This is a genomic window from uncultured Enorma sp. (assembly GCA_905210055.1).
Classification (GTDB): domain Bacteria; phylum Actinomycetota; class Coriobacteriia; order Coriobacteriales; family Coriobacteriaceae; genus Enorma.
The window spans coordinates 1-11,542 of the sequence record CAJLVH010000048.1; the positions used below are offsets into that span (position 1 = coordinate 1).

Sequence of the window (11,542 nt, forward strand, 5' to 3'; positions counted from 1 at the left end):
GTGCGGCGGGCGCGCGTCGTCTTGCTCGGCTTCGCCTCCGGCGCGGACGCGGTAGCGCCCGCGCTCTCGGGGCTCTCGGTATTCGTGGTGTTCGTCGTTTCGTCAGCCACTATGCCTGCTCAACCTTCTTCCAGTCTTCCATGAACAATGCCAGGCCGCGCTCGGTCAGCGGATGCTGCACGGCCTTCTTCAACGTATTGAACGGGACGGTCGCGATGTCGCAGCCGGCGAGCGCCGCCTCCGTCACATGATGCGCGGTGCGGATGGACGCGCCGATAATCTCGACCTCGTGCCCGAAGTCGTACCCGTGGATGGCGTCGCACACCTGCACAAGCTGGGCCACCCCGTCCTCGGCGATGTCGTCGAAGCGTCCCACAAAGGGAGACACGTAGCGTGCGCCCGCACGCGCAGCGAGCAGTGCCTGGGGCACGGTGAAGACGAGCGTCATGTTCACCGCGATGCCCTCTTGCGCGAGCGCATGCGTGGCAGCGAGCCCTTCGGGAGAAACGGGCAGCTTGATGACCACGTTGTCCGCGATGGCCGCGAGCCGGCGCGCGTCTTCGATCATGCCCTCCGCCGTCTCCGCGCAGGATTCCGCCGAGACCGGCAGCCCCGGGCACAACTCGCAGATCTTGGCGATATGCCCTTCGAAGTCTGCCAGCTTGCCGCCCGTCTTCGCGAAGAGCGTTGGGTTCGTGGTGACGCCTGCAATGACGCCCCAGCTCACCGCCTCGCGAATCTCGTCCAGATCCGCCGTGTCGAGAAAGAACTTCATGGTGGTATGCCTCCTCGTCCATGTTACGGCTTGCCAACTGCATGCTCCCCAAAGGAACAGCTTACGACCTTGATCATGTGATGCAACGGGCGCGAACGCGGGCACCTGCGAGCTATGTTGTTTATCGGAGATTGAATGCGAACGCATCGCGCGATTGCAGTGTAGCACAAGACGTGCGATTTGGTGCGCGGGGAGGTGCATGCGGCGGTGAGAATCCAAGCGTGCCGGGCGAGAATCTCGGTTCCAACCTCAGGCTCTCGCGAAGTACACCAAGCTGAAATGGGCAAACCGAGGTTTATCTGCGTTCTAACGCGCTTGGCACAGATCCGTGAAAGTCGCTTTTGCGCGGCCCATGAGGTATTAGGTAGAAACTATTTGGTAGAGGGCTTTCTTCGAATCTCGTCGTGTAACACTCCTCTGGCCATCTTTAAACGCATGCCCAACCCCCCAGAAGCCATCCCACCGTTCCCGGACTTCCCCACCATCTCCATAACAGACCGAGCCGCGCGCAGCATAATGGAAGCACCCCATGCGAAGGAGCCATCATGTCAGCACACGACCGCCTCGAGCAATCTATGAAGTACCTCTCGCTGCTCTCGCAGCAGTTCCCCACCCAGCAGGCGGCCTTCACCGAGATCATCAACCTGCAGGCCATCTTGAACCTGCCCAAGGGCACCGAGCACTTCATGAGCGACCTCCACGGCGAGTACGAGGCGTTCATGCACATCTTGAACAACTGCTCCGGCGTGGTGCGCGAGCATGTGGACGAGACGTTCGGTGACGAGCTCACCGAGACCGAGAAGGCCGACCTCTGCACGCTCATCTACTACCCGCACGAGAAGCTCGCCCTCGTGCGCGCGGCGCACCAGGACTCCCCCACCTGGACGAAGCAAACGCTCAACCGGCTTATCGCCGTCACCCGCCGCCTCTCGAGCCGCTACACGCGCTCGAAGGTGCGCAAGGCCATCCCCCACGACTTCGCCTATATCATCGACGAGCTGCTGCACACGCACCCCGACGAGAACAACTACCGCGTGCGCTATCACGAGCGCATCCTCGACTCGATCCTGGAGACGGGCTCCACGGAGGATTTCATCGCAGCGCTCGCCGAGCTCATCAAGGTGCTCGCCGTGGACCACATCCACTTGGTAGGCGACATCTATGACCGCGGCGGCGGGGCAGCGAAAATCGTGGATCGGCTCATCGCCTGCAAGCACCAGCGCACGGATATCCAGTGGGGCAATCACGACCTCCTGTGGATGGGCGCAGCAGCCGGCGAGGAGGCGTGCGTAGTCTCCGTGCTGCGCAACAACCTGCGCTACGGTAACTACGAGATCCTGGAGAACGATTACGGCATCTCGTTGCGCGGGCTCGTTGCGTTCGCCGACCGCACGTACCGAGCGGGCGAGCGCATCACGCCGCTCATCAAGGCAATCAACGTGCTGCTCTTCAAACTCGAGGGGCAGATCATCCAACGGCACCCTGAGTTCGACATGGAAGAACGGCTGCTTCTGGGCCGCATCGACAAAGAGGCGGGCACGGTCGTGATCGACGGCGAGCCCTGGCCGCTCGTGACGCGCGACTTCCCCACACTCGACCCGGAGCATCCTTATGAGCTCACGCCCGAGGAGCGCAGGATCGTCGACAAGCTCGTGGCCGAGTTCACGAGTTCCGACCATCTACGCCAGCATGTGGAATTCCTGTTCCGCAACGGCTCGATGTACCTCGTGCGCAACGGGAACCTGCTGTTCCATGGATGCGTGCCGCTGAACGAGGATGGGACGTTCGCGAGCATGAACTGCGAGGGCACCTGGCGAAGCGGCCGCGATTATCTGGACTTCTGCGACGAAATTGCGCGCCGAGCCTGGCGCGACCGCGACCGCAGCGCGCTCGATTGGCTCTGGTACCTGTGGATCGGGTTCCGCTCACCGGCGTCGGGCCGTTACGTGAAGACGTTCGAGCGCTCCTATATTGAGGACAAGTCCACGTGGGAGGAGCCCATGGACCCGTACTTCACGCTCACGCACGAGCCGAGCGCCTGCGACACGGTGATGCGCGAGTTCGGCGTGGCGCCGGAAAGCGGGCACATCATCAACGGGCACACGCCGGTGAAGACCGGAAGCGGTGAAAAGCCCATCCGCGCCGACGGCAAGCTGCTCGTGATCGACGGCGGGTTCTGCGCGGCGTATCATCCCAAGACCGGAATCGCAGGTTACACGCTCATCTCGAGCTCGCGCGGCATGCGCTTGAAGGCGCACGAGGCGTTCAAGAGCGTCGAGGCGGCGCTTGTACACAACGCCGACATTCAAAGCGAGACGACGCGCTTCGCCTCCGCAAACCGCCGTATCATGGTGAGCGACACAGACACCGGCGCAGAGATCCGCGAGCAGATTGGCGACCTGCGACTCTTGCTCGACGCCTACCGCACCGGCGCCCTCCCCGAGCACGCCTGATGAACGTGGGACTTTAGCACCAGGTCTCAAAGTCCCACTTGCGCGCTCGGTGGTAGACTGTCACCTTGCAGATTTCGACCAATGGATTTCGACCAACGAAAGCTATGGTATGCGCAACCTTATCGAGCAGATCTTGAAATTCGGCGTCGTGGGCGTCATCGCCACGGTCATCGACTTCGGCGTGATGATCTTCCTTACCGAAGTCTTCGGTGTGAACCCCGTCGCCTCCGCCACGGTCTCGTTCATCGTGTCGCTCATCTTCAACTACGTGGCGAGCATGCGATACGTGTTCCGCCATCGCGAGGGCATGAGCCGGCAGCGTGAGTTCGCGATCTTCGTGGTGCTCTCGGTGATCGGCCTGGGCATCAACGACCTCCTCATGTGGCTGGGCACGTCGCATGCCGCGCTCGACTACCGCCTGGTGAAGGTGTTCGCCACCGCCATCGTCATGATATGGAACTTCGTGACGCGCAAGATCTTCCTCGAAGAGAAGGGCGCGTAGGCAGGCAGGCCGCTATGGCAGCGCTGTGACCAGAGTTGTCGCCGCGAGCGCCACGGCTCATGTATTTGCATGCCAAACGTGCAGATTTGACGCATCTTTTCTGCGCACTTGATAGAAACGCGCGTCCGAGCTTACAAAACCATGACGGTACGGCTATAGTCGGTACCGGCATGCGGGTCGCGCAATCCCTGCAGCTCTCTGCCGGAAAACGCCAAGCGGCCCGTCATCTCAACGATTTGGAGTGGTTACGTGCGCAACGCGCTCACAAAACCTGTGATTCAGCAGTTCTACAAGTTCGCCGTGGTGGGGATTCTCTCCTTCGCGGTGGACTGGGCGCTGCTCATCGCGCTCACGGAGCTCTTCCACGTCGACTACCTCGTGAGCACCTCGGTCTCGTTCATCGTGTCCGTGGCGCTCAATTACGCGCTCAGCCTGAAGTTCGTCTTCCCGCATCGCGACGACATGAGCCGCAAGCGCGAGTTCACCATCTTCGCAATCCTCTCCGCGATCGGCCTCGGCCTCACGGATGTCCTCATGTTCGTGGGTGTGACCGTGCTGAATATCGCCTACCAGCTCACAAAGGTGCTCGCGACCTTCTGCGTGACCTGGTACAACTTCTTCACCCGCAAGAAGTTCCTCTCCGCCGCGGAATAACGAGCAACGCATAGCACACGGTACAGCGCCGGCGCACCGCACATCGTTGCACGCCGGCGCTCTCTTTATTCCGATACCGAATATACCCAGCGCACGACGTCGCCGTCTGAAAGCTCATAATTGCTCGCAGCGGTAGCGGGTTGCGTGCCGTTCACGGTATAGAGCCAGCCGCTCGTAGCGCCGTGCTCTTTCTCGGCAAGGCCGCCGATAGCGCTCACGTACACCCCGAAGCCCGAATTCCCCGCGTTCACCGACACGCCGAGTGCGCAGAGCGCATCGTAAGCGGTGGCACCCGGCTCGAACGTGTATGTGCCGCTTGCCGATACCGGGCTCCCCACGGAAGAGGAGTCGATACTCACCGAGACGGTGACGGTCTGCGGCTGCTGTCCCGCGCCATCTCCATCGCCCGGGCTCGATGCACTCGAACCGCCCTGCGCTGCCCCTGGCTTAGCCGCGCCGGAAGAATTCCCCTCAGCACCTCCATCCTGCGCCGAGGCGGTATCGCCCGCTGCGCTCGATGTCGATGTATCCGCGCCGCCCGTCGCCTGGGATGCAGGGGCATCAGCGTCGGAGGAGGCGTCCTCCGCCGATGAAGCAGCGTCCGCATCGTCATCGATGCCCGCCGGCTCACCGGAGCCCGCCGCGGTCTCCGCCGTCGTCTGAAAGAGCCACGCTACCGACCAGCCACCATCGGAAGATGGATGCACGAAGCCCAAACACACCACGATGAGCGCCAGGCACGCAACGGCAGCGAGAGCGGCCACAAACGGTTTGCGTGAACGTGTGCTCGGGGCGGCGCCGCTATCGAGCGAGATATACGAATCGGAAGGCTGCTGTTGACGGGCACCCCGAGGCTGCGGATGCGCCGTCCCATCGGCGCGCGGCACCGGCTGCGTCTCGCTCCGACGCTCCGCTACCTGATCTTCACGCCTGCCGGCTTCTCCATACTTCTCGTCCATCATGCCTCCCCGCGAGCTTTGCCCAGCGCCATATACAGCCCGACGATGACGAGCCCGGCCACGCCAGCGGCGATGCCGCCGACCGCCCAGAGATTCATCGGCGAAGCCGCCGTCACCGCGTTGCGTGCGTCTGCGCCGGCACGGGCAGAAACCTGCCCGTCAGCAGCATCCTCGGCGACGGCAGCGCTGGCCGCGGCATGCTCGGCAACCGCCGACGCACCCGACCCTAGCGGACGAGAGCCTGGCGCGACCGTTTTGCCGCCGGTGCTGCCTGTACTACCATCGATGCCGAGCTCGCCATCGGCTCCGCCAGAGCCCTCCTGTCCGGGGTCTCCGGAAGCACCCGTACCCGCACGCAGCGCGAACAGATGCCCTGAATCGTTGATGTAGTACAGGTTGCCCTCGGCATCGCAGATGACCGGGGAATCACAGAAGCCCTCATAGCCCTTCGCAGCCCAGATGAGGGTTGCCGCCGTATCGCCGAGCTTGTAGCGGTAGACGCCTCCGCCCGCGGTGTAGTTCACGTAATCGGTCGTTTCGGCATAGTTCACGGTGAAGTAGACATACGTGCCGTCGTCCTGCTTCGACACGAGTGGAGCGCCCTTGATCCCGCCCGCAGGCAGCGACGCGCCGTCCGCCGCGGTGACGAGTCGCGCCGCGTGCGTCACGAGGTCGATGATCGCCAATGCCGAGACCCCGTTCGACGTCCCGCCGATATAGACGGTTTCACCGTCGACCGTGGGGCTGCACACGCTCCCGTCGAGCCCGACGTCGATGGATTCCGCGTCGGCAAGCACACCGTCCTGGCCGAGCGAAAACAGATGCAACACGCCATCATTCGTGAACACGTACACGCGAGATCCGTCCGACGAGGCGAAGCACTCGGAATTGACGATACCGCCGACCTCGGCAGTCGAGCATACGTCGCCGCTCTGCTTATCCAGCACCTCGAGCGTGCCCGCGCTCGTGCACACGATGACGAAGTCCTCGGTTACGGCGGCGCCGCTCCAGTAATAACCCTCGGTCGCGTTCGTATGTCGCCATGCGATGGCACCGGTTTCGATGTTGATGCGCGTCACGGTGCCGTGTTCGTAGGTCGTCGTCCAGGTATCGTAATCGGTAAGGACATCGACAGTGCCCACGACGAGATAATCGCCGTCGACCGCCACCGTGCACGAGGACTGTGTGAGGTCGTCGACGGGCTCCGTCACCCAAACGCAGGCAAGGTCTTTCGCGCTGAACGCTTGGACGCGCCCGTTGCCGAGCGGGATGACGATGAGGCCGTGCGCATACACCGGCCGGCACGTATAGCTGATTCCACTCGCCATGCGCGTCGTCTTGACCTCGGCGCCGGTCGCCTTGTCGAGCATCACGAGCGTGCTATCGACGGCCAGGTAGATGTAGTCGCCGGCGATGACGGGCTCGCTTGCGTTGGGATACGCGTTGGATGAGTACTTGTGATAGTCCACCGTCCAGCTCGCCTCGGCACCCTCCGTGGGCGTAGGGGATGTCACAGAGGAGGAGAGCCCGCCTGTTGTCGAAGAACCCGGCCAGGGACTCTCCCAATCGGGACGCTCGGCATCCGGATCCACCGCGACGTCACCGTCTTCAGAAGGAACCTCGTCACCCCAAACGGAGTAATACCACACCACGGTGTCGCCCGGCGCGAGCTCGATGCTGCCCGCGCCCACAGAAGCGGACTCACCGTTGTAGAAGAGTTGCCAGTAGGCATGCGTCGGCGCGTCGTATCCGAGCGTATGATTCGGATCGTTCGGCGAGGTGATGGTGTTGAGATGCCAACCGTATTCGCTATCCGCGTCGTAATCCGCCGTGATCCCCGCGTATGCAAACGCTTTTTCCGAAAGATCCGCCGCCGTGGAACCTGCGGGCACCTCGATCGCCGTCGCCGTGAGCCACGTCTCCTCCGCCCCCGTCGCGTCGACACCGATGATGGAGATGGTTGCCGTCACGACCTCATCATCGCGCGCGATTTGGTCGGGTGAAGCGATGGGCGTAGCATCCGTCGTCGTCAGTTGTTCTGAGTCATGCGATGCCGTACCGCTTTCTGCCTGTGCAGTCGAGCTGCCCTGGAAATCCGAGCTCCCCGTTTCGTCCGCGGAGGCGGAAGGCTGCCCGCCTCTTTGTTCTTCATTCGAAGGCAAACCGTCCTGGGACGATGGAGCTGCGGCACCAAGCACATCGTTGGCCGATTCCCGCGACCCTGTCCCGCCTTCGCCGCGCGCATTTCCTTGCATACGAGAAGCGTCGACAGCCTCGCCCGACGAAGGCGCGATGCTCTCCACGCCCTCCGCCCAGAGCTCGCCCGGCACCATGCCGAACACGAGAAGCGCGGAGAGCATGACAGCGAGCGCTCGGCGCGCCGTTTGGGGCGCTGCCCTCCGTATGCGATGCACCATAGTAATAAAGTGTGTTCTTGGTTCCTGATGAACGCCGTCTTGTTGGGCGATCACGCGCCCCCTGCACACAGCCTGTTTCCGATTACCCGAGGCCGATGCACATCCAGTCATGCCGGATCCTTCCTCCCAGGGCCTGGCGCGCACGAGGCGGCGCGCGACCGATGTGAGGCGATCCGGCTTATCGCTGCTGTGCCGGCGCGTCGCCGCCCGATCTACGGCGCGCTTCCCGCGGCACGCGAATCACGGTTACTGGTATAGCCGGGGATTCTCACCCCGTTCCCCTGGGCGGCGTGCCACCCGTGCGTCTCCGCACCAACATCGAGGCCAATGATTGCGTGACGCCTATGCTAGCACAGCCGAGAGCCCGCACGGGGACAAAGCTTGGCATCCGATTGCCAAGCGGGCGCGCTGCGATGTCTCCCCTCTTGCTCGCGCTATCACTGCATCGACGATTTTCGACAGAATGATCCTGCGAAGCACCGATTCTGTCGAAAAACGTCGACACAGCAGAGGCGTGCGGACAACGGGACGTCCGCAAGCGCAGGAGCGAGCAACGCGGAGGGAACTGCTCCGGCCACCCCGCGCGCTTCCTCGGCAAACCCTCAAGCCTTAACCTTAAAGGTGAACTTGAAACTCCATCGTTTCTCAACGACTCACCGAAGCCGCAGGTCGCACCCCATCCTAAACCTTCAACTTGAGCCTTAAACTTTAAACAGGGGGTTATTAATTAAGAATCGCATACTATAATCAATCTCGCGTTTCAGGCAACCAGATTGTCGAGGACATCTATGCGTGACACACATCGCTCCATCGTCAGCGTGATCGCACGTCAGCCGGCCCGTACCATCACGTGCGCCGCGCTCGCCGTCGCGTTCGCCGTGACTCCCGTGCTCTCCCCCATCTCCGCTTACGCGGTTTCCGCGGAGACACAGGCAGAGCTCGATTCCGCGACTGCCCAGGTCGAGGAATCCGCCGCCGCCTACGATGAGGCTGTTGCCAAGCTCGAGGACCTGCAGGCCGAGATCGACGAGAACACTGCCGAGATCGAGCGCCTGGAGCAGGAGATTCCCGAGCAGCAGGCTGCTGCCAGCGCCGCGATGCGCGACATGTACAAGTACCGCCAGGGTTCCAACCCGCTCGTGAGCGTCATGGTCGGCTCTGAGAGCATGAGCGACTTCATCACCACGTGCGCGTACATGGACCAGATCCAGAGCTCGAATACCGAGGCCATCGAGGAGCTCAACGAGATGCAGGCCGAACTCGAGCAGCGCAAGGCCGAGCTTGACGCTCAAAAGCAGCAGCTCGAAGAGGAGAAGCAGGCCGCTGAGGACGCACTCGCCGAAGCCCAAGCACTCCGCGCGCAGGCTCAGGCACAGGCTGAAGCCGAGGCCGCAGCCGAGCTTGCCGCCCTCGCCAACGACACCTCCGCCGGCGAGGGTTCCGGTGTGAGCGGCGATAACCCCTACAGCTCCGCAGACCAGAGCGGCCAGACCGCCGACACCGTGGTGAGCGACAGCGTGAACTGGAACATGCCGCGTGACGAGTTCATCAACGAGTGGGCCGGTCGCATCGACGCCTATCTCGCAGGCTCCCCACTTGCCGGCTACGGCCGCGCATTCGCCGAGGCTGCTTGGAATTACGGCGTGGACCCGCGCTGGTCTCCAGCAATTGCGTGCATCGAGAGCTCGAAGGGCCGCTATTGCGCGAACACCTGCAACGCCTGGGGTTGGACTGCCGTAGGCGGTGGCTTCCGCGCATTCGGTAGCTGGAACGAGGGCATCGACTCCCACGTTAGCTACCTACGTAGCATGTATGGCACCACGCTTACGCCCGCTGCCGCCCAGAGGTATTGCCCGCCAACGTGGCAGGATTGGTACAACAAGGTCGGCGGAGAAATGAACCGCATGTAGGCCTCACTACATTCCCTCAGGTAGACGGTTTGCATAACATCAAAATGTCCCGTCTGGCCCAATCGATTCTTATTGGTCGCTCGGAGAATGCCCGGGCGACCTCGTTTTTTTAGCCCCTCGGTCATCTTACGTAGCGCCATCCCGTTGACCCCTCGTTCCCGAGCTCAAGGAACTCCTTGCCCCAAGGGAATCCTTTGCCCCAAAGCTCGGAGCGCTTTCCTACCCTAACGCGCACTTTGCTCTATCGAGTTCGAGGTACGGTTCGATGAGCCTATCGAGCCCGGGAATCTCCGATAGGATGCCGGTGATGCCCTCAACACTCGAGACAAGCTGCTCCGCGCTTTCCCTTCCCGACACCCTTGCTATGGCCATGAGCATGTCGACGAACCTCTTGTCACCACGCGCGCCTGCCCTCGCGCAGTACAGACGCTCACCGTGAGCGCAGGTATTCCGAAATGGCACGAGGGTACGGTAGACGTCCCTGAGCTGCCGGTTCGTAATGCTTCCGACAATAGTTTTCGCGCAGGAGAAACCTCTTTGCATCTTCAGGGTCGCCGAACCCCATGTTCCTCGATTTAAGGATCTCAATCTGCTGGTCTATTGTCCTGAACGGCTTGTCTTCGCGGGTCTCCATCAAAGCCTCCAAAAAGGGAAAAGGCCGCCACCTTCCGACAGCGACCCTTCCCAGCCTCCGCCTCACTTAGAGTCCACGGAGCCGTATCACAGCCCTCACTCTACCCAAAAACCCATCGGCACTTAAGAAGCACCGTGGCTTTCACCAACCTTGCATCAGAAAGCCAGGCATGTTCATACTTTTCAGCCGCGCGGAAGACTGCAGCCCCTTACAGGTCGTACTCCTCGATGACCTCGCCGGTCTTGAGGTCGATCGCCTCGGCCTGCATGCCGCTGCTCGAGATGTCCTGGCCGTTCTCAAGCAGCATGAGCCGGCCGTTCGACACGTAGGCCGTCGCGTTGTAGTAGTCAAGTCCCGTCGCAAGCGTCTCGGCCTCTCCCCCACCAAGCGGCACGAACTTCAAGTCCCATGTCGTGATGTCGTAGGAGTTCTCGTTCAGCTGGGCGCTCTCGAGGTAGACCGCGCTATCGGACACCGCGAGCAAGCCGATCCACTCACCATAAGCGCTCGTGTAGATCGTCTCGTCCGTGCCGGTCTCCGGGTCAACGAGTACGATGCTCTGCGTGCTCGCGAGGCTGTCGTAGCACCAGCACACGAGCTTGCCATCCGAGAGGGCGAACTCCGAGACCGTCGCGCCCTCGGTGCTGTAGATGCGCTCCGCCTCGCTGCCGTCGAGATTCGAGGCATAGACCGAGGAGTAATTCTTGCCACCCGAATTGTACGTGGTCTTCACGTAGTACAGCTTCTCGGGCGTGACGATGATGTTGCCGTAGTAGTCGTCGAGCGTGCACTCGGTGCGGGGATCTTCCTCGCCCATCGCGTCTATGCTCACCACGCGCATCGTGGTGAGGTCGGCCGCATACGACCCCTCCTGCAGCACCACGTAGACCCGTCCGCCAAACGCGTAGAGCCCGTTCACCGACGTGTAGGAATCGTCATCGTTGCCGTTGCCCAGGTCGAGCAGCTTGTGGTCGCCCTCGCCCTCTGCGGTCACGCAGCGCAGCTCCACGGTCGAGGTGCCCTGATCGTAGTTGATGCGCTGCGTGGTATAGAAGACGATGCCGTCGTCCGCCGCGACGTGCGTCACGTAGAACGCGGGGGCATCGTAGGACAGCTCGGTGTTGTCTGGCACGACGAGCACGTCCTCGACGTCTGTGGAACCGGCCTTCACGCGCACGATGGCCTGGCGCGGATAGCTGTAGAAGTAGTCGTAGCCGTCGGAGGGCGACGCGAGCCCA

General features: G+C 62.3%; 8 protein-coding genes. 4 read left to right on the forward strand and 4 right to left on the reverse strand.

The window, feature by feature from the left end; all coding sequences use genetic code 11:
• Positions 1–109 precede the first annotated feature (109 nt).
• Complete coding sequence (locus QZ079_RS04655; RefSeq protein WP_297035694.1) at positions 110–775, reverse strand: transaldolase family protein; 666 nt, start codon at positions 773–775, stop codon at positions 110–112.
• A 545-nt stretch (positions 776–1,320) separates the two neighbouring features.
• Here QZ079_RS04655 and QZ079_RS04660 point away from each other — a divergent pair.
• The 3 genes from QZ079_RS04660 (at position 1,321) to QZ079_RS04670 (ending at position 4,384) form a co-directional block, all read left to right on the forward strand.
• Positions 1,321–3,228, forward strand: a complete 1,908-nt coding sequence (locus QZ079_RS04660; RefSeq protein ID WP_297035698.1) for a fructose-1,6-bisphosphatase — start codon at positions 1,321–1,323, stop codon at positions 3,226–3,228.
• A gap of 109 nt (positions 3,229–3,337) precedes the next feature.
• The gene (locus QZ079_RS04665) at positions 3,338–3,730 is read left to right on the forward strand and encodes a GtrA family protein (protein WP_297035701.1); all 393 of its coding nucleotides are present in this window, start codon (positions 3,338–3,340) and stop codon (positions 3,728–3,730) included.
• A 249-nt stretch (positions 3,731–3,979) separates the two neighbouring features.
• Positions 3,980–4,384 carry a GtrA family protein gene (locus QZ079_RS04670; RefSeq protein WP_297035704.1) on the forward strand — a complete coding sequence of 135 codons (405 nt, stop codon included), beginning with the start codon at positions 3,980–3,982 and terminating at the stop codon, positions 4,382–4,384.
• Between the two features lie 65 nt (positions 4,385–4,449).
• On the opposite strand, the gene QZ079_RS04675 is transcribed toward QZ079_RS04670, so the two are convergent.
• Both QZ079_RS04675 and QZ079_RS04680 read right to left on the reverse strand, forming a co-directional pair.
• On the reverse strand, positions 4,450–5,343 hold the full coding sequence (locus QZ079_RS04675) for a DUF4430 domain-containing protein (protein ID WP_297035707.1): 894 nt from the start codon (positions 5,341–5,343) through the stop codon (positions 4,450–4,452).
• Positions 5,343–7,703, reverse strand: coding sequence for a DUF4430 domain-containing protein (locus QZ079_RS04680; protein WP_297035709.1), 2,361 nt, complete (start codon positions 7,701–7,703; stop codon positions 5,343–5,345). The genes QZ079_RS04675 and QZ079_RS04680 overlap by 1 nt, the downstream gene beginning before the upstream one ends.
• An 845-nt stretch (positions 7,704–8,548) precedes the next feature.
• On the opposite strand from QZ079_RS04680, the gene QZ079_RS04685 reads away from it, so the two are divergent.
• Positions 8,549–9,670, forward strand: a complete 1,122-nt coding sequence (locus tag QZ079_RS04685) for a hypothetical protein (RefSeq protein ID WP_297035713.1) — start codon at positions 8,549–8,551, stop codon at positions 9,668–9,670.
• Between the two features lie 842 nt (positions 9,671–10,512).
• On the opposite strand, the gene QZ079_RS04690 is transcribed toward QZ079_RS04685, so the two are convergent.
• Positions 10,513–11,542 (reverse strand): zinc ribbon domain-containing protein (locus QZ079_RS04690; protein WP_297035716.1); only part of this gene is annotated, 1,030 nt, incomplete at its 5' end.